Here is a 19,472-nt window from a genome sequence, read left to right on the forward strand (position 1 = left end):
GGAGGAGGTAGTTCAGGGAACCTCGAGTCTCACCACACAAAGCGACTCCCTGGACTACCTCTCACGTATCTGGCTTCAAATACTGACGCCAGACCGGATCAAAACCTAGGTGTTGCCCTGGTGGTTCACATTCAACGCTAGGTTTGATAGTGCACACTGGGCCAACGGTTCAAGCAACCATGTTAGAGCCCAAGTTCCTGACCAACCCATCCCTGGGTAATCGGATCAAGGAAAATCGGTTCGATGGTAGGAGTTGAGTTGCCGGATGTTTAATTTTGTTCTGCGGCGCATCCTGGTGGCCATACCCACCCTGCTCCTCATATCGGTGCTGGTGTTTGCGGTTATCCAGCTCCAGCCCGGGGGTTTTTTGGAAAACCTGCTCGAGGATCCTCGAGTCAGCCGCGAGACCGTCGAGAACATCCGCCGACAGTATCTGCTGGATCAGCCAGTCTGGGTGCAGTACCTCCACTGGCTGGGGGGCATTATGCGCGGCGATTTCGGCTACTCGTTCCTGAATAGCCGCCCGGTCTCCGAGCTGATCTGGGAGCGCATGGGCTGGACGGTCTTTCTGGCCGCCCTGACCATTCTGGCTACCTGGGTGATTGCCATCCCGCTGGGCATCTACACCGCCCTGAACCGCTACGGGCCCTCCTCCACCGCCCTCAACTTCGTGGGCTACTTTGGGCTGGCCACCCCCGATTTTCTGGTAGCGCTGCTGCTCATCTATCTGGTGCTCGTGAGCGGGGGTACCGCCGTGGGAGGCCTGTTCAGCCCACAGTACATTGATGCCCCCTGGAGCTGGGCTAAGTTCCGGGACATGCTGGGGCATCTCTGGATTCCCCTCATCGTGATTGGGCTCGACGGCACCGCCACCATCATGCGACAGATGCGGGCCAACCTGCTGGATGTCTTAAACCAGGACTACATCCGCACCGCCCGCGCCAAAGGGCTCGCCGAGCGGGTGGTGCTCTGGAAACATGCCGTGCGCAACGCCATCAACCCGCTCATCAGCCTGGCCGGGCTCCAGCTCCCCACCCTCATATCCAGCACCATCATCGCCTCGATTGTCCTGAGCCTGCCCACCATCGGCCCCTTTTTATACGACTCCCTGCTGAACAAGGATCAGTACGTGGTGATGGCCCTGCTGATGCTATCGGCGGTGCTCTTGATGGTGGGGAACCTGCTGGCCGACATCCTGCTGGCCTGGGTAGACCCCCGCATTCGCTACGAGTAGAGGTTCGGCATGGATAAACGCAACAACCCCCTCTATCTGGCCTGGCGGCGCTTCCTGCACTCCAAACCCGGCGTGATCAGCGGTGTGGTGCTGCTGGTGCTGTATGGGGTAGCGTTTTTTGCCGGATTTCTGGCCCCCTACAACCTGACCGTCCAGCACCCCGATGCCGTCTACCAGCCACCCCAGCGCATTTACTTCTTTCGGGATGGCCGTCCGGTTCGGCCCTACGTCTACCAGCTCAAGCGCGAACGCGACCCGGTAACCTTCATCAGCAGCTACCGGGAAGACCAGAGCCGCCCCACCCCCATCCGCTTTTTTATCGCCCAGGGGGAGCCCTACCGCTTTCTGGGGCTCAAAACCAACTGGCACCTGTTTGGCGTCCCGGAGTCCGAGGGCTACTTTTTTCCGCTGGGCACCGATCAGTTTGGGCGCTGCTTGTTTTCACGCATCCTGGTTGGCTCACAGGTCTCGCTCACGGTGGGGGTGATTGGGGTGCTGATCTCCTTTGCAATTGGGATTCTGCTGGGAGGAATTTCGGGCTACTTTGGCGGCTGGGTGGACACCCTGATCCAGCGCACCACCGAGGTCTTGCTCTCCATTCCACGCCTGCCCATCCTGATGGCCCTCTCGACGGTAATTCCGGCAAGCTGGCCGAGTACCTACGTCTATCTGGGCATTATTGGGGTGCTCTCGTTCATAGGCTGGGCGGGGCTGGCACGGGTGGTGCGGGGGCAGGTATTGGCGCTGCGCGAGGTGGACTACGTGACGGCTGCCGTGGCCCAGGGGGCTTCCAACCTGCGCATCATCCTGCGGCACATCGTGCCCAACTTAAGTAGCTATCTGATCGTGACCGCTACCCTGGCCCTGCCTGGCTACATCATCGGAGAATCGGCGCTCTCATTCTTAGGGCTGGGCATCAAGGAGCCCATGGCCAGCTGGGGGCTCCTCCTGAAAGACGCGCAAAACTTCCAGTCGCTTTCGCTCTACCCCTGGCTCCTGACGCCCGGTATTCTGATTTTTATCTCCGTGCTGGCCTACAACTTTCTGGGGGATGCGCTGCGGGATGCGGCCGATGTGCGGCAAACGGACTGAGGTGCGGGGCAGCTTAGAACGCAGCGAGGCCAGGATCAGCTGAAAGAATCGAACCCTCGAGGTCATAACCGATTTCACCGTCTTAGAGTTGCCCCTGCATTCTCTCTTCACTGGAGTCCAGGGTTTAATTGCGAGCATCTGCCGGATGCGAAGCAATCCAGTTCACGCTACCCGGCCGAACGGTGGGTAAGCCTCCTCTGGATTGCTTCGTCGGCCTCCGGCCTCCTCGCAATGCATTCCGAGGCGCACGCAGTGCAACGAGGAATCTGGCTCTACAAAGGGACAGTGATTACAGTGGACTGAAGCACATCAGATTCCTCACTTCTCTTCGCTACGTTCAGAATGACACATAAATTTACTTACCAGACCGCTAGGTTTCTAACTCGAGCTCCCTTATGGCCTGCGTATAAATGCGCTCGGCTTCCAGGCGCAGGTCGGTTTGCAACAGGCGAGCGTACAGGTTTTGGTCGAGGGGCTCGAGCTTCAAACCCCGCAGCCAGTCGGCGGGCGACTCGCTCTGGCGGTACCTTTGTAACAAATTTTGCTGCCAGGCCGCCCTGAAACGGTCAATTTCGGGGTGATCCATCCCCTCAAAGGGCAGGGTCTCCTCATCGGTGGGGTGCCGCAAGTCCACCCAGATTTCGGGTACGTCCGCCAGGGCATACGGCTTCAAGAAGTACCCCGGTGCACGGCTGGGCCGCCCCGGTTCCAGGGTGTTCAAAAGCTCCGACCACAGCACCCTGAACTCCCCGTCGGACACCTCGAGGGCCTCCATAAGCGCTTCCTTGCTCCAGTCGCGCACCAGCAGCAAAGCCAGCAAAACCCGGGTTTTCTCCCGCTTGAATCGAACCTCCTGGTAGCCCACCCGCACCCGCAGGGTGCCCAGCGCCCGCACCTCGACACAGACCCCTGGGTGGTAAGGCAGGTTCAGCCTTCCGGCTTCCCACCAGAGCCTGCGGCTCAGGTGTGGGGGCGGGGCAAACAGGGTGGGTTTGCTCAGGAAGGGGTAGCGCTCCAACAGCACAACGGCGCTCTTTTGCCAGGAAGCATGTTCGGCCAGCGTCAGCAAAAAGGGGTCATCCACCCCGGCCAGGGCGGGCAGGGCGAACGCCTGGCCCCGACGCAGGTGGGCCTGGGCGGCCATCAGGGTCATGAAGGCTTCGACCCAGGCGTCGCCTGACTCGCGGGCAAAGCGAACCATCTCGCCAAATGCTTTTTGCTCTCCCAGGGCAGCCAGGCCCCCCAGGGGCTCCACTTGTAGCCTCGAGGGGCCTCCTTGCGAAAGCGAGAGCGCGCGTCGGTAGGCTTCGGCGGCCTCCTGCCAGCGGTTCTGCGCCAGCAGCGCATGGCCGAGCCGCGCCTCGGCCAGGGCCACCACAAACGGGCTTCCCAGGGTCTCTCCCTCACGCCGCCCCCGTCGGGCGGCTGTTTCGGCGGCCCTGGCATCGCCCGCCACAGCTTCCAGCAGGGCCAGCAGCAGGGTGCCTTCGCGGTGGTTTTGCGGGGCTCGCGCTGTGGTTGCGGACTCCCATTGCCGTAGCTCGTTCAGGGCGCGTTCCGGCTGCCCGCTGCGCAGCCAAACCCGGGGGCCCTCGAGGCCCAGGGCTATGGCCTCCTGAACCCTACCCGAGTTGAGCAAATTTTCGGCCCATAATGGGGCCACTTCTTCAGGGAAACGCGCCCTGGCCGCCAGCAAATAACCCTGCGCCCTGGCCGGCTCGACCGTATCAAGGTACAACCGCGACAGGCCCAGCAAAGCCCGCTCTAGGCCACCTTCCAGGGCTTGCTGATAAACCTGTTCGGCCTCCGCATAGCGTCCGGCTTGCCGCAAAGCCTCGCCGTGCAAAAAGCGCAGGGCAGGGCGGGTGTGCAGCATGTTTTCGGGCAGGCGCTCGAGCATGGCCAGCAGCGTGTAGGTGAGCCCACGGGTAAGCCAGGCTTCGCCCCGGCTCATCACCAGGTCGGCTGCGTGGCCCAGACGCCCGGCCTCGAGCAAATACCCCGCAGCCTGCACATCCTCCCCCCGCTGCAGGGCGGTATCGGCGGCCCTGGACAACAGGTTTCGCACCTCGCCCGGCTCCAGCAAGGTCAATAGGGCCTGCCGCACCAGGGGGTGAAAGCGAATGCGTCCGCCCACTTTTTCCAGCAGCAGGTCGGCTGCATAGGGCTCCAGCGCCTCCAGGTCGCCGAGCCAGCGGGCCTCCTCTGCCCCCAGCTCCCCCAGCACACTGGCCCTGGCGGCAAGCTGCTGCACCCCCTCTGGCAGCGCGGGCAGCAGAATGGCCAGCAGTCCTTCGGGGTCGGGGTGGGCATAGAAAGCCTGTTCCGGCTTGGCGCCCCGCTGCATGGCCCGCAGCAACAAACGCAGCCCCAGGGGCCAGCCGCGCACCAGGCTGTGGGCCTGCTCCACCTCAAAAGCGGGCAGCTCGGGGGCAATGGCTCTGCCAAGCCGCAATGCCTCCTCGGCATCGAAAGCCAGCTCGCGCTCATCCAGCACCCGCCCCAGCACCTCCCAGGGAGCGGCCCGGCGGGTGAGTATGGCCACGCGCAGCCCCGGAAGCTGGGTCAGGGTTCGCAGCAAGGCCACAGACTCGCGGCTGGCGGCCCGCTGGGCCTCGTCCAGCACCAGCAGGTGGGGTGGCAGATCGCCCAGGGCCTCGAGGAACGCCTCGCCCGCACTGGCCCATGCCCCACGCTCGAGCGCAAGACGTGTCTCGCGCAATGCATCTTGCATAAACCCACCGCTCCAGGCAGGCTCGCGCCTACCGGCCTCGAGCGTAAAACGAGGCATCCGCTGTGGTGCCTGATTCCACGTGAAATTTCCAGCAGGCTCGCGCCTACCGGCCTCGAGCGTGGCCTGTACGGCCTCTGACCGCTCAGTCATCCACTGGCTGTAGGCTTCCACCAGGTGCCAGCCCAACACCACTGGGTCTGAGCAGTCTACTCCCAGGGTGAGCCAGACCCCCGGCCAGCCCGCCAACAAAGTGGATTTACCGTACCCAGCCCCCGCCGCCAGCACCAGCACAGGGCTCCTGGCAAAACCCTGGTTCAGCACCTCATGCAAACGCAGCCGATCCACCTCTCGAGCCGTACGGGGGGGCAGCAATCGGCTTTTGGGTACACGGTAGGGCATGGAACTTTAGTTTACCCGCCCAGGCCACATGCCGGATTTGAGGCTGGGTTTCTTCCCTGCTCATCCACTAACCCTCTCGGTGGCAGGTGTGCTGGTTGTTGGGTTCGATACTCCTTGTGCCATTGTCGCAACCGTGCTCAGTAGCTTTGCAGCGATGGGCAATGTGTCCCTTGGGAAAAGCCCAGATTTGAGCTAGGTTCTTTGCTAGGAGGCCATCATGCCACAAGTCATCACGGTAGACGGGAATGAGGCCGTTGCCAGAATCGCCTACAAGCTCAACGAGGTCATTGCCATCTACCCCATCACCCCATCCTCCCCCATGGGCGAGTTTGCCGACCAGTGGAGCGCCCTGGGCCAGAAAAACCTCTGGGGCACGGTACCTCTAGTACAGGAGATGCAGTCTGAAGGGGGTGCTGCCGGGGCCGTGCACGGAGCCTTGCAAACCGGGGCGCTCACCACCACCTTCACCGCCAGCCAGGGCCTGCTGCTGATGATCCCCAACATGTACAAGATTGCGGGCGAGCTCACCAGCACGGTCTTTCACATTGCGGCTCGCTCGATTGCAGCCCAGGGGCTTTCCATCTTTGGCGACCATTCGGACGTCATGGCCACCCGGGCCACCGGCTGGGCCATGCTGTTTGCGGGTTCGGTACAGGAAGCCCAGGACTTTGCCCTCGTGGCCCAGGCCAGCACCCTGGAGAGCCGGATTCCCTTCCTGCACGTGATGGATGGGTTTCGCACCTCCCACGAGGTGATGAAAATTGAGGCCCTTTCGGATGACGACCTCAGGGCTTTGATCAACGAAGAGTTCATCCGGGCCCACCGCGCCCGGGCCCTTTCCCCCGACCACCCGGTTCTGCGTGGAACCGCGCAGAACCCGGATGTGTATTTCCAGGCCAGGGAAACCGTTAACCCCTATTACCAGAAGGTGCCCTCCATCGTACAGGCCTACATGAACCGCCTGGCCGAGCGCAGCGGACGACAGTACAGGCTATTCGACTACTTCGGGGCACCGGATGCCGAGCGGGTGGTGGTGCTGATGGGCTCGGGGGCCGAGACCGCTCAGGAGACCATCGAGTACCTGCAAGCCAGGGGCGAGAAGGTCGGGCTCATCAAGGTACGGCTCTATCGCCCGTTCAGCGTGGAAGCCTTCGTGCAGGCGGTTCCGGCGAGTGCCCGGGTTATCGCCGTGCTCGATCGCACCAAGGAGCCCGGCAGCGCCGGCGAGCCGCTGTACCAGGATGTGGTCACGGCCCTGGCCGAGGGCCTTCCCGACAAGCGGCCCACCGTAGTGGGAGGTCGCTATGGGCTATCCTCCAAAGAGTTCACCCCCGCCATGCTGATTGGGCTCCTGGAGGAGATGAAAAAACCCTCGCCCAAAAACCACTTCACCCTGGGTATCCACGACGACATCTCTCATACCAGCCTGCCTTACGACCCTCATCTCTCTATCGAACCGCCTGAGGTCAAACGCTCGGTGTTCTGGGGGCTGGGGTCGGATGGAACCGTGGGGGCCAACAAAAACTCCATCAAGATTATCGGCGAGGAAACCGACTTTTACGCGCAGGGTTATTTTGTCTACGACTCCAAAAAGTCCGGGGCCCGCACCATCAGCCACCTGCGCTTTGGCCCCAAGCCCATCAAGAGCACCTACCTGATTCAGGAGGCCGACTTTGTGGCAGTGCACCAGTTTGGTTTCTTCGAGCGCTACGACGTGCTCGAGAACGCCCGCGAAGGGGCCACCCTGCTCATTAACAGCCCCTACAGCCCCGCCGAGACCTGGAACCACCTGCCTTTCGAGGTCCAGCAGCAGATCATCCAGAAACGGCTCCAGGTCTACACCATCAACGCTTACCAGGTAGCCCGCGAAGTGGGGCTCGGCACCCTGATGAACACGGTGATGCAGGTGGCCTTCTTTGCCCTGTCGGGCGTACTTCCACGCGAAGAGGCCATCGGCAAAATTAAGGAGGCCATCCGCAAGACCTACGGCAAACGCGGCGAGGCCGTGGTGCGCAAAAACTTTGCGGCAGTGGATGCCGCGCTGGCCCACCTCTACCCGGTGGAAGTGCCCGGCAGCGCTACCAGTAACCGTCACCTGCCCCCGGTGGTCTCGCCCGAGGCGCCCGAGTTCGTGCAAAAGGTCACCGCGCCCATGCTGGCGGGCAAGGGCGACCTGCTCCCGGTGAGCGCCCTGCCCCCCGATGGCACCTACCCCACCGGCACCAGCCAGTGGGAGAAGCGCAACATCGCCCAGGAGGTGCCGGTCTGGGACCCGGCGGTCTGCATTCAGTGCGGTAAGTGCGTGCTGGTCTGCCCTCATGCAGTTATTCGCTCGAAAATTGCCCCGCCGGAGGCTTTCGCCAGCGCCCCCGAGGGCTTCCAGACCGCCAAAGCCATGTGGAAGGGCCTGGAAGACCAGCGCTATACCCTTCAGGTGGCGGTAGAAGACTGCACAGGCTGCTCGCTGTGTGTGGAGGTTTGCCCGGCCAAGAACAAGAGCCAGGTGGGGCGCAAGGCCATCAACATGGCCCCTCAGCTCCCCCTGCGTGAACAGGGCAGACAGCACTGGGACTTCTTCCTGAGCCTGCCCGATTACCCCCGCCACGACAGTTTGAGTTTCAACAACGTCAAGAATGTGCAACTCCTGCAACCGCTCTTCGAGTTCTCCGGGGCCTGTGCCGGGTGCGGCGAGACCCCCTATCTGAAGCTTTTGAGCCAGCTCTTTGGGGAGCGCAGCCTGATTGCCAACGCCACCGGCTGCTCGTCCATCTACGGGGGCAACCTGCCCACCACCCCCTGGGCGAAAAACCGCGAGGGGCGCGGCCCGGCCTGGAGCAACTCGCTCTTTGAAGACAACGCCGAGTTTGGCCTGGGGATGCGCCTGACCCTGGACAAGCAAAACGAGTACGCCCGCGAACTGCTGGGCCAGATGCAAGAAACCCTGGGCGCCGAACTGGTAGATGCCCTGCTGGAGGCCGACCAGTCCGACGAGGCCGGAATCGCGGCCCAGCGGGCCCGGGTTGCCCTGCTAAAGTCGCGCCTGGAAGGGCAGGGCGACCCCAAAGCCAGGGATCTGCTGAGCCTGGCCGACGTGCTGGTGCGCAAGTCGGTGTGGATTGTGGGGGGCGACGGCTGGGCCTACGATATCGGCTTTGGCGGCCTCGATCATGTACTGGCCAGCGGGCGCAACGTGAAGCTCTTGGTGCTCGACACCGAGGTCTATTCCAACACCGGGGGGCAGGCTTCCAAGGCCACCTCGCTGGGCGCGGTGGCCAAGTTTGCCTCCGGCGGCAAGGCGACACCCAAAAAAGACCTGGGACGCATCGCCATGAACTATGGCTATGTGTATGTGGCCCAGGTGGCCATGGGCGCCAACGACGCCCAGACGGTCAGGGCCTTCCTGGAAGCGGAGAGTTACGATGGCCCGGCGCTGATTATTGCCTACAGCCATTGCATCGCTCATGGTATTGATATGGCCAAGGGCATGGAACAACAAAGGCTCGCTGCCGAATCGGCCTACTGGCCGCTGTACCGCTACGACCCCCGCCTCCAGGCCCAGGGTAAAAACCCCTTCCAGCTCGACTCGAGGCCCCCCAGGATTAGCTTCAAGGACTACGCCCTGCACGAAAACCGCTACCGGATGCTAAGGCAAATCAACCCAGAGGCCGAAAAGATGTTCCAGGCCGCCCAGGAGGCAGTCCTGGCCCGCTGGAAAATTTACGAAGAGATGGCCCAGTCCCATGCACCAGAGACTGCTGTCCAGACCCCTGCAAAAGCAACGGAGGAAGTATGACCCAGCCCGACCTCAGCACCACCTACCTGGGGCTGAAGCTAGCCCACCCGCTCGTTGCTTCGGCCTCGCCCCTTTCGTATACCCTGGATGGTATCCGCAGACTGGAAGACGCAGGCATTGCCGCCGTGGTGATGTACTCGCTCTTTGAGGAGCAGATTGAGCAGGAGAGCCACGCCCTGCACCATTACCTCGAGTACGGCGCCCACAGCTACGCCGAGGCCCTGGACTACTTCCCCAAAGCCCACGAGTTCAACGTGGGGCCCCACGAGTACCTGGAGCTTCTTCGCAAGGCCAAGGAGGCCACGCACATTCCGATCATCGGGAGCCTCAACGGGGTGTCGTCGGGCGGCTGGATAGAGTATGCCAGGCTGATGGAGGAGGCCGGGGCCGACGCCCTCGAGCTCAACCTGTACTACCTCCCCACCGACCCCACCCTGACCAGCCTCGAGGTCGAGGAGATGTACCTGGACGTGGTGCGGGACGTGAGCCAGAGCGTTTCCATTCCCATTGCGGTAAAGGTAGGGCCCTACTTCAGCAACTTCAGCCACATGGCCGCCCGGTTTGTGCAGGCTGGGGCCTCGGGCCTGGTGCTTTTCAACCGCTTTTACCAGCCCGACTTCGACCTCGAGCACCTGGAAGTCACCCCCAACCTGGTGCTGAGCCGTGCCGACGAGTTACGCCTGCCGCTCACCTGGGTGGCCATCCTGTACGGGCGCATCCAGGCCGACTTTGCCATTACCAGTGGGGTACACACGCACCTCGAGGTGCTCAAGAGCATGATGGCCGGCGCCAAAGTGACCATGATGGCCTCGGAGCTGCTCAAAAACGGCCTGGGCCGCATCCGGGAAATCCTGCAAGACCTGGTGCGCTGGATGGAAGAGCGCGAGTACGAGTCCATCCGCCAGATGCAGGGCAGCATGAGCCAGATTAACGTCGCCAACCCCGACGCCTTCGAGCGCGGCAACTACATGAAGGTGCTGCGCTCCTGGCGGCCCGACCCCACGGGGATGCTGCTAAGGTGAGGATGACCAATCGTCGCTTCAGTTAGCATGCTTGGTCTCATAAGAACTCTGCATGAGTCCATCCGCTACGATAGGTTCAAGCAACTGACCAAACACCAACGCCGCTCCAGGCTGGAACTCGAGAACCCTCCCCGCCCCGACAATCTCCACGTCCGCTATCGGGATACAGAAAACCCTTTTGAGCAAAGCCAGAGGACGCTAAAGGACTAGATCGGAAGGATTTCTTATCAATAACCACTTATGCCAAATCTACCAGTACCGCTTTCCTTCTCCCCTTGCGGGAGAAGGTGGCGACACCCCGTCAGCAGTTTAGGAGAATGCTGTCGGAGACATCATTAACTGCATCTGGGGTGTCGCCGAATGAGGGGTATAGGAATCCCACTCAAAAATAACTATCCAGGTAAATTTAGGCATTAGTCGTTTGAGTGTAACAACCTTGTAACAACCCCTGGGTAAACTCACCTCAATCAAGTTTTGAGGTTCGAGATGGCGTACCTTCGGGGCCTAGGGGTCTATTTACCAGCACCGCGCATGACCAGCGGCGAAATCGCTGCGGCCAGTGGGCTGCCGGAGTGGGTGGTGCGGGAGAAGCTGGGCATCCATCAGAAGCCCGTGCCGGGCCCCGACGACCACCCGGCCCGGATGGGGGCCTGGGCTGCTCAGGAAGCCCTGAAGGAAGCCGGTCTCGGCGGGGCCGAGCTGGACGTGGTGATCAGCATTACCGACGAGCACAAGGACTTCCCGGTCTGGACCAGCGCACCCCTGATGGCCCAGATGCTGGACGCCCACCGCGCCTGGTGCTTCGACCTCAATCAGAAATGCGCCACCTTTATCACCGCCCTGACCGTGGCCGAGGGGCTTTTTGCCAGCCGCCCCGAAATCGAGACCATCCTGGTTGCAGGCGGCTACCGCAACGGCGACCTGATTGACTACCGGGACGAGTCGGTGCGCTTCATGTACGACCTGGCCGCAGGAGGGGGCGCTGCCGTTCTGACCCGCTTGGGGCCGGGCCTGAGGCTGCTATCCACGCAGCTCAAGACCGACCCCGTGCTGGCCAACACCGTCCGGGTTCCGGTGGGCGGCACGGTGGCCCCGCTTACCCCCACCAACACCGACCAGTACAAGCTGCGCGTGGCCGAACCGGAACTGATGAAATCGCGGCTCGAGGGGGTCTCCATACCCGGTTTTATGGAGGTTATCAACGGGTCCTTGCGACAGGCTGGCTACACCGCCGCCGACCTGGATTATCTGGCGCTGCTGCACATGAAGCCTTCCGCGCACAAAGCGGTGCTCGAGGGCCTGGGGCTGGGGGCGGAACGCTCGATTTACCTTTCGGACTACGGGCACCTGGGCCAGATTGACCCCATCCTCTCGGTGCAACTGGCGCGGCAGGCTGGCAAGATTGGGCCCGGCAGCCTGCTGGCGCTGGCCGCAGCAGGGGTGGGGTATCACTGGGGCGCGGCGGTGTTGCGCTGGGAAGAGGAAGCAGCGGAGGGCCTATGGAGCTAAACGCCAACTGGCTGGCCCGCCTGGCCGAGTACCACCCCGACCGCCCGGCAGTGTGGTGGCACGGGCACTGGGTGAGCTACGGCGAACTGTACCGGCGAGCCCGGCGGGCTGCAGCGTCGCTGGCCGGGCTGGGTATTCAGAAAGGCGACCGGGTAGGGGTTTTGAGCCTCAACCATCTGGGCTACCTCGAGCTCTACTTTGCCGCGCCCCTGCTGGGCTTTGTGCCCACCCTGCTCAATCACCGCCTGAGCGAAGCCGAGCTTCGGGGGCTGCTCGAGTACACCCGCCCCAGGGCGCTCTTTTACGGGCCGGACTTCGCCGACCTGGCCCGGCGGCTAGACCCAGGGGCCTGGCCGCTCGAGGCGCTGCAAACCCTTTCGCCCGGCACCCTTTCGCCCTACCAGGCAGCACCCGACGACCCCGCCCTGATTCTCTTTACCGGCGGCACCACCGGCCTGCCCAAAGGGGCGCTCATCCCATACCGGCAGTTGCTGGTCAATGCCTTCCAGACCTGCTTGAGCTGGGGCCTGCAAAAAGACGACGCCTACATCGTCTCGACCCCCATGTTCCATGCGGCCCTGAATGCCCTGGCGACCCCATTACTCTACCTGGGGGGCCGGGTGATTATTCAGGAAAAGTTCGACCCCGCCGAGTACCTGCACTGGGTTTCGGAACACCGGGTGAGCCTGTTGTTCCTGGTGCCCACCATGTTCCAGATGCTGGCGCTGCACCCGGACTTTGCCACAGCCAACTTAAAGAGCGTGCGCTGGGCCATCTCGGGGGGGGCGCCCTGTCCGGCCCCGGTGCGCGAAGCCTTCAGGGCCAAGCAGGTTCGCTTCAAGCAAGGCTACGGCCTGACCGAGTGCGGCGTGAACTGTTTTACCCTCGAGCTCGACGAAGCCGAGCAGTTCCCCGAGTCGGTAGGCCGCCCCATGCCCCACCTGTGGGCCCGGCTGGTAGATGCCAGCGGCCAGGAAAACCCCCATCAAGGGGAGCTCTGGCTATCCGGGCCGGTGGTCATGTCGGGCTATTTCCACCGCCCCGCCGACACCGCCGAAGCGCTCATTGAGCACGAAGGGCGCCTCTGGCTGCGCACCGGCGACCTTGCCGAGCGCGACGAGCAAGGGCGCTACTTCATTGTGGGGCGGGCCAAGGAGATGTTCATCTCCGGGGGCGAGAACGTCTACCCCATCGAGGTCGAACGGGCCCTCTACGACCACCCCGCAGTGCTGGAGTGTGCGGTGGTGGGCGTGCCCGATGCCCGCTGGGGCGAGGTGGGGCTGGCCGCCATTGTGCTCAAGAACCCGGTGAGCGAGGAGGAGCTACGGGCCTACCTGAAAACCCGGTTGGCCGGGTACAAGGTGCCCAAGCACTTTCTCTTCACCCCCGAGCTACCCAAAAGCGGCCCCGGCAAAATTCTCAAAAGTGCGCTGGCTGCGCGTTTCAAGGGGGAACATGCCTAGCGCTACCGTCAACGGCACCACGCTTTATTACCGGCTCGAGGGTTCAAATGCTCCAGAGGGCCGTCCCACCCTGGTACTGCTCAACGGCATCTTCCAGCGCACCGAGGCCTGGGAGCCCTTAATGCCCTACCTGCATGGCTTTCCGGTTCTGCGCTACGACATGCGCGGACAGGGCCAGAGCGCCGTACCCGAAGGCCCCTACACCCCCGAACTCCATGCCGACGACTTACACGCACTTCTAACGGAACTGGAAATCGGGCGCTACCACCTGCTGGGGCTTTCCAACGGGGGAATTGTGGCCCAGGTGTACGCAGCCCGGCAGCCCGGCGGCTTGCAGAGGCTGGTTCTGCTCTGCACCACGGCTCGAGTAGACCCCTTGATCCGGGCCAAGGTGCGAAGCTGGCAGCTGGCCCTGGAATGGGGTGGCACCCTGGGTCGCTTGCAGATTGCACTGCCCTGGATCTGGGGGCGGGCCTTTCTGGAGGCCCATCCGGAGATTGACACCCCCGCATCGCTCGAGCAGATGTTCCTTGCAGCCCCCAGTGTGGAAGCCCAGCACAATCTGATGAATGGCTTTCTAACCCTGGGCGACCTGCGGCCCCGGCTTGCAAACATCAAAGCCCCCACCCTGGTGCTCTCGGGCGAGGAGGACCTGTTGTTTCCGCCCCTCTATAGCCAGGAAATAGCCGAGGCCATTCCAGGGGCCATCCACCGCGTTCTTCCCGGCGTAGGGCACGTCGCAGCCCTGGAAAACACCCCTCTTCTGGTTCAGCACCTCACAGCTTTTTTGGAGGCTCACGCATGAGGTTCAAAGTCGGCGACTCGGCCAGCTACACCCAGACCATCGGCGAAGCCCACATCGCGCAGTTCATCGGGGCAGTGGGCGACACCAACCCCCTGCACGTAGATGCAGAGTTTGCCCGCAAGAGCCGCTTTGGGCAGCGCATCGCCCAGGGCATTCTGGTAGCCGGGCTGATCTCCACCGCCATCGGCACCAAGCTACCGGGGGTAGGGGCCGTTTACCTGGGCCAGACCCTGAAGTTTTTGCGGCCCACCTTCATCGGCGACACCATTACGGCCACCGTGACGGTCAAGGCCATCCGCGAGGATAAGCCCATCCTAACCCTGGAAACCATATGCACCAACCAGCGGGGTGAGCAGGTCATCAGCGGAGAGGCCACCGTCTTGTACGAGGAGGTTGTCGCGTGACAAGGAACCCTTATACCCCCAACCCCCCAGCCCCTTTCCCCCGTGCAAGCGAGCGCGGGAAAATGCGCTTGGCTTTTGCGGTCATGGGCCTTTACACCCCCAATCCCCCGGCCCCTTTCCCCCATGAAGGGGGAAAGGGGTGGCTGAGTAATTTGGTTCGAAGGAGGAAGGCATGAGAAAAGTTCTGGTGGTTCTTCTGGCAGTTTTGGGCATGGCCGGCCTTGCGCTGGCCCAAACCACGGTACGGGTCGGGGTGCTGCTACCCATCTCGACGGTGGCCGGTAAAGCTGCGCTCAACGGGGTTCAGTTGGGCGTGGATGAGGTCAACGCAGGCGGCAAGGTCAAGATCGAGCTGGTGGTGGTGGACGACGGCAACACCCCCGCAACCGCAGTACCGGCCCTGACCAAGCTGATGACGGTGGATCGGGTGGACATCGTGATCGGGGGACTGGCCTCGGGGGTAACCTTTGCCCTCTCCGGCCCGGTCAAGCAGTACAACCCCCTGTTTTTGTGCATCGGCGCAGCCAGCAGTGTGGTGGAACAGGCTTTTAGCGATTACGGGCGCTTCTTCCACTATCACCCCTGGGACTACCACAACGTGGCGGCGGCCCTCGAGTTCTTCAAGCACCTCTACGACAGCGGCGCCCGGCGGGTGGCCATCCTCTACGAAGACGGCCCCTTTGGCTCGGCTGGCATCCAGACCTACCGCCAGCAGCTCGAGCGCCAGGGCTACACCGTGCAAGCCGAGGCCTTCAAGTCGGGCTCCGGCAGCTTTACGGCCATCCTGACCCGCCTCAAGGGGTTCCGACCGGACATCCTGTACTGGATTGGCTACGACGTGGATGCGCTGCCCATTGCAGCCCAGACCCGCCAGGTGGGCCTGGAACCCAAATTGATTTACGGCGCACCCCCAGCCTGGCCGGTGGGCTTCGAGAAGAACACCCTTTCCAACGACGTGGCCGGCATGACGGCCTGGCTCCCCTCAGTAGCCAACAATGAAAGCCGCCGTTTTGTAACCCAGTACCGCCGCAAGTTTGGCGAGGTTACCGACGAATACATGGCGCCCATGGGTTATGTGATTGCCCTGAGCCTGGGCAAAGCCGTCGAGGCCGCCAACTCCGCCGACAAGGATCGCATCGCTGCCGAGCTGGCCAAGGTGCAGATGAGCACCCCCTTCGGCCCCCTCTCCTTCAAACCCTCGGATACCGGCAGAACCCGCTTCCAGGGCTTCAACCAGAGCATCTGGCTACAGTTCCAGTACCTGGAAGGCTCGCGTCGTCCGGTCTTCCCGGCCAGTCGGGCTGCCCGTCCGCTACGGTTCCCGGGGAACTACTGATGGCTTATAGCTGATAGCTAATGGCTTATAGCCAAACAGCCCCTTTGCTATCAGCTATTGGCCATCGGCTATCGGCAGAAATTATGGACTTACTGCTACAAACCCTTATCAACGGCATCCTGGCCGCCGGCATCTATGCGCTGGTGGCCAGTGGGCTGGCCCTGGCGGTGGGCGTGGTGGGTATTGTGAACTTTGCCCACGGCGAGTTCTCCATGATCGGGGCTTTTGTGTCGTACCTGCTCTTTGTGTGGGCGGGCATTGACCCCCTGATCTCGCTGGGGCTGGCTGCCCTGGTGCTGTTTCTGGTTGGGGCCATCACCTACTATGGCCTGATCCGGCCTGTGCTGGCCGCACCGGAGCTCAACCAGATGTTGCTGACTTTTGGCATCTCCGTAGCCCTCCAGAATATCGCCTTGCTGCTGTTCGGCGCGGATACTCGAGTGGTCTCCACCAGTTATCAAGGCGCGACCATTGCCCTGGGCGGCATTTCCTTTGGTGTGCCGCCCTTTGCCGCTTTCGTGCTCTCGGTGGGCCTGCTGGGTGCGCTCTACTGGTTCCTGGGCAAAACCCGACTGGGCTTTGCGGTGCGTGCGGTGGCCCAGAACCGCCTGGCGCCGGGTTTGCTGGGCATCGAGACCCAGCAGATTTACCTGCTGGCCTTTGGCCTTTCCGCCGCGCTAGCCGGGATTGCCGGGGTAATGCTCTCGGTGATGCTGTACGCCTCCCCCACTGTGGGCTTTGCCTATACCCTCAAAGCCTTTGCCATCATCGTGATGGCCGGTCTGGGCAACCTGCGGGGCGTGGTTCCAGCCGCCATCATCCTGGCCCTGGCCGAGGCTTTTGTGAGCACATACGTACCGGGTGGGGGCGGCTGGGTGGAGGCGGTGTTCTTTTTGGTCATCTTTCTGGCCCTGACCTGGCGTAGCTGGAGGCTGTCATGATGCTGGCGGCGGTATTGCTGCTCCTGGCGCTGGTGTTGCCGGGGCTGCCCCTGGGCCAGTGGCGGGCCTTCGCGCTGGACACAGCGCAATTCGCGTTCTTGATCAGCGGCCTGGCGCTGGCCTGGGATCTGCTGGCCCGCACGGGACAACTTTCGCTGGCCCACGGGGCTTTTTTTGGGCTGGGGGCCTACGCAGCCGCCCTGAGCGCCCCTGCGCTGGGAACCGTGCCCGCGCTTCTGGTGGGGGGGGCGGTAGCGGCGCTCTTTAGCCTGCTGCTGGGGCTCGCGACCTTGCGGCTGCACGGCATGTACTTCGCCATCGCCACCCTGGCCTTCAGCGAGGTGATGCGCACACTGGTGCTCAAAGCACAGTTCACCGGCGGCTCGATTGGCCTGCCGGTACAGCCTGCTTTTGGGGGGGCCTACCCGCTGGGAGGCTACTACCTGGCGGTGGCCGTGCTGGTCATCTGCACCGTGACCAGCCTGCTCCTGAGCAGGAGCCGCCTTCACTACGCCATGGCGGCCACCCGGCAAGGGGAAGCGGTGGCCAGGGTGCTGGGGGTGCCGGTGGTGCGGGTCAAGCTGGTGACGTTCATGATCTCGGCCTTCCTGGCCGGGCTCGCGGGCGGGGTGTACGCCATGAAGACCCTGTTTCTCTCGCCCTACGATGCCTTCGGCCTGGGCCGGGCCGTCGAGGCCCTGGTGATTCCGATTTTTGGGGGGCTTTATACCACCACCGGGCCGCTCCTGGGGGGCTTGATTATTGTGAGCCTCGAGACCTGGCTGCGCCTGCGCATCGGTGAGGGCTACCTGGTGGTGTACGGGGTGGTGCTGGTACTCACCATCCTGTTCCTCCCCAAGGGTTTGATGAGCCTGTTTGCCCGCCGCAAAGGAGCCCGCCATGCTTAGGGTTGCCGGCTTGAGCAAACGCTTTGGCGGGGTGGTGGCGGCCCGGGAGGTGACCCTCGAGGTTCGCAGCGGCGAAATCCTGGCGGTGATCGGCCCCAACGGCGCCGGCAAGAGCACCCTGCTCAACCTGCTGTCGGGCCTTATCCGCCCCGATGCCGGGCAGATCGAGTTTCTGGGCGAGGACATCACCCACGCCCCGCCCGAAGTACGGGCCTGGAAGGGGCTGGGGCGGGCCTTTCAAATTGTGCAGCCCTTCCCCGAGATGACCGTGCGGGAGAACCTGATGGTAGGCGCCCTCTACGGCAAGCCCGGCACCTCCCTCAAGACCGCCCGGCAAGTGGTTGAGCAGGTCATCGAGCTGACCGACCTGACCGGCAAAGCCGACACCGAAGCGGGGGAGCTGACCCTGCTCGAGGACAAGCGCCTCGAGCTCGCCCGTGCGCTGTGCACCCAGCCCAGGCTGCTGCTCCTGGATGAGGTGATGGCCGGCCTGCGCCCGGCAGAGGCCATGGAGGCGGTGGAGCTTGTTAAGCGCACCCGGGCCAGCGGGGTCACGGTTTTGTTCATTGAGCACCTGATGCCGGTGGTACGGGCGCTGGCCGACCGGGTGGTGGTGATGGACTACGGCCAGGTGATTGCCGAGGGTCGCTACGAGGAGGTCGCGGCGAATGCCAGGGTGCGTGAAGCCTATCTGGGGAGGAGTGCATGAGCAGGGTCGAGGGTCACGCGCTAAAGCGAGAAGCATGCGCTGAAGCGAGGGGTGAGCGCCAGGCTTTGCCAAAGCGCACGTCGGCGGTATCAGGGAGGCCATCGTGAAGCTCACCGTGACCGACCTGACTGCAGGCTATGCCAAGGCACAGGTCTTGTTCGGGCTGGGCCTCGAGGTAGCCGAGGGCGAACTCGTAGCCCTGCTGGGCGCCAACGGCGCGGGCAAAACCACCGCTCTACGTACCATTTCCGGCCTTCTCAAGCCCTGGTCGGGAAGCGTTGCCCTGGATGGGCAGAGCTTGCTGGGGGTTTCAGCGGCCAGACGGGCCCGCCTGGGCCTGGGGCACGTGCCGGAGGGCCGCCAGCTTTTTTCGCTAATGAGCGTGGAGGAAAACCTCCTGCTGGGGGCTGCCTTCCTGGCCTGGCCCAGCAAATCTGACCAGCTGGAGCGCATTTACGCCCTTTTTCCCCGTCTGGCCGAGCGCCGCGGGCAGATGGCCGGTACGCTCTCGGGGGGCGAGCAGCAGATGCTGGCCATCGGACGCGCCTTGATGGGCAAACCGCGCATCCTGATGGTGGACGAACCCAGCCTGGGCCTCTCCCCCAAACTGGCCGAGGAGGTGCTCAGCACCCTGTCACAGGTGAAAAAGGAGGGGGTGGGTGTACTTCTGGTGGAGCAAAACGTGGCTTTGAGCCTCGAGGTAGCCGACCGGGGCTATGTGGTGGAACACGGCAGGGTGGTCTTGCAGGGCAGCGCCCAGGAGCTTGCGAGCAACGAAGGCGTGCAAAAAGCCTACCTGGCTTTGTGAGCATGTAAGGAGGATTCACGGTACTGGCCAGCTTTCACATAAAAGACGGCCTCAGCGGTTCTCCGGCCTGCGACATGCGACCTGAAACCTGTGACAGGGTTCCGGCCACTTTTCAGCCACGCACGAGATGGGGGTGGGTGGTGGCAGGTAGGCGGTGAGTTTTCAAAGTCTACACCCCACTTCCCACCCAGGCTTTTATCATAATCACATATGAAAGCTGTCTCCATCCCCAGTCCGTTGCCGTATCTAGCCCAGATACCCGATTCCCGCGAGTACTTGAAAACCCATCATCGCTGGCAAGACCTGCTGCTGATC

At 63.0% G+C, this 19,472-nt stretch carries 14 protein-coding genes; 13 read left to right on the forward strand and 1 reads right to left on the reverse strand.

The window, feature by feature from the left end; all coding sequences use genetic code 11:
• The first annotated feature begins 265 nt into the window (after positions 1-265).
• Together J3L12_RS08620 and J3L12_RS08625 are read left to right on the forward strand one after the other, a co-directional pair.
• Positions 266-1,234 (forward strand): ABC transporter permease, encoded by a 969-nt coding sequence (locus J3L12_RS08620; protein WP_208014645.1) that lies wholly within the window; start codon positions 266-268, stop codon positions 1,232-1,234.
• A 9-nt stretch (positions 1,235-1,243) separates the two neighbouring features.
• On the forward strand, positions 1,244-2,326 hold the full coding sequence (locus tag J3L12_RS08625; RefSeq protein ID WP_208014646.1) for an ABC transporter permease: 1,083 nt from the start codon (positions 1,244-1,246) through the stop codon (positions 2,324-2,326).
• Positions 2,327-2,696: 370 nt separating this feature from the next.
• Here the strand turns inward: J3L12_RS08625 and J3L12_RS08630 are convergent, their stop codons facing one another.
• A complete protein-coding gene (locus tag J3L12_RS08630) occupies positions 2,697-5,459 on the reverse strand; it encodes a hypothetical protein (protein WP_243455074.1) in 2,763 nt (920 codons plus the stop codon).
• Between the two features lie 217 nt (positions 5,460-5,676).
• On the opposite strand from J3L12_RS08630, the gene nifJ reads away from it, so the two are divergent.
• From nifJ to J3L12_RS08690, 11 genes are all read left to right on the forward strand, one after another.
• On the forward strand, positions 5,677-9,252 hold the full coding sequence (gene nifJ / locus J3L12_RS08640) for a pyruvate:ferredoxin (flavodoxin) oxidoreductase (protein ID WP_208014647.1): 3,576 nt from the start codon (positions 5,677-5,679) through the stop codon (positions 9,250-9,252).
• Positions 9,249-10,274: a dihydroorotate dehydrogenase-like protein gene (locus tag J3L12_RS08645; protein ID WP_208014648.1), complete on the forward strand. Its 1,026-nt coding sequence runs from the start codon at positions 9,249-9,251 to the stop codon at positions 10,272-10,274. Before nifJ ends, J3L12_RS08645 begins: the two co-directional genes overlap by 4 nt.
• 486 nt (positions 10,275-10,760) lie before the next feature.
• The gene (locus J3L12_RS08650) at positions 10,761-11,783 is read left to right on the forward strand and encodes a 3-oxoacyl-ACP synthase (RefSeq protein WP_208014649.1); all 1,023 of its coding nucleotides are present in this window, start codon (positions 10,761-10,763) and stop codon (positions 11,781-11,783) included.
• Entirely contained in the window at positions 11,774-13,246 is a 1,473-nt protein-coding gene (locus tag J3L12_RS08655; RefSeq protein WP_208014650.1) for an AMP-binding protein, read from the forward strand. The genes J3L12_RS08650 and J3L12_RS08655 overlap by 10 nt, the downstream gene beginning before the upstream one ends.
• The gene (locus J3L12_RS08660; RefSeq protein WP_208014651.1) at positions 13,239-14,051 is read left to right on the forward strand and encodes an alpha/beta fold hydrolase; all 813 of its coding nucleotides are present in this window, start codon (positions 13,239-13,241) and stop codon (positions 14,049-14,051) included. Before J3L12_RS08655 ends, J3L12_RS08660 begins: the two co-directional genes overlap by 8 nt.
• Positions 14,048-14,455 carry a MaoC family dehydratase gene (locus J3L12_RS08665; protein ID WP_208014652.1) on the forward strand — a complete coding sequence of 136 codons (408 nt, stop codon included), beginning with the start codon at positions 14,048-14,050 and terminating at the stop codon, positions 14,453-14,455. Before J3L12_RS08660 ends, J3L12_RS08665 begins: the two co-directional genes overlap by 4 nt.
• 172 nt (positions 14,456-14,627) lie before the next feature.
• Complete coding sequence (locus J3L12_RS08670; protein ID WP_208014653.1) at positions 14,628-15,791, forward strand: ABC transporter substrate-binding protein; 1,164 nt, start codon at positions 14,628-14,630, stop codon at positions 15,789-15,791.
• Positions 15,792-15,874: 83 nt separating this feature from the next.
• Positions 15,875-16,732, forward strand: coding sequence for a branched-chain amino acid ABC transporter permease (locus J3L12_RS08675; RefSeq protein WP_208014654.1), 858 nt, complete (start codon positions 15,875-15,877; stop codon positions 16,730-16,732).
• Positions 16,729-17,640, forward strand: a complete 912-nt coding sequence (locus tag J3L12_RS08680) for a branched-chain amino acid ABC transporter permease (protein ID WP_208014655.1) — start codon at positions 16,729-16,731, stop codon at positions 17,638-17,640. The genes J3L12_RS08675 and J3L12_RS08680 overlap by 4 nt, the downstream gene beginning before the upstream one ends.
• A complete protein-coding gene (locus J3L12_RS08685; RefSeq protein WP_208014656.1) occupies positions 17,633-18,349 on the forward strand; it encodes an ABC transporter ATP-binding protein in 717 nt (238 codons plus the stop codon). The genes J3L12_RS08680 and J3L12_RS08685 overlap by 8 nt, the downstream gene beginning before the upstream one ends.
• Before the next feature lie 103 nt (positions 18,350-18,452).
• Entirely contained in the window at positions 18,453-19,157 is a 705-nt protein-coding gene (locus J3L12_RS08690; RefSeq protein WP_208014657.1) for an ABC transporter ATP-binding protein, read from the forward strand.
• Positions 19,158-19,472: the final 315 nt, after the last annotated feature.

Origin of the sequence: Meiothermus sp. CFH 77666 (assembly GCF_017497985.1) — a bacterium.
Taxonomy (GTDB): Bacteria; Deinococcota; Deinococci; order Deinococcales; family Thermaceae; genus Meiothermus.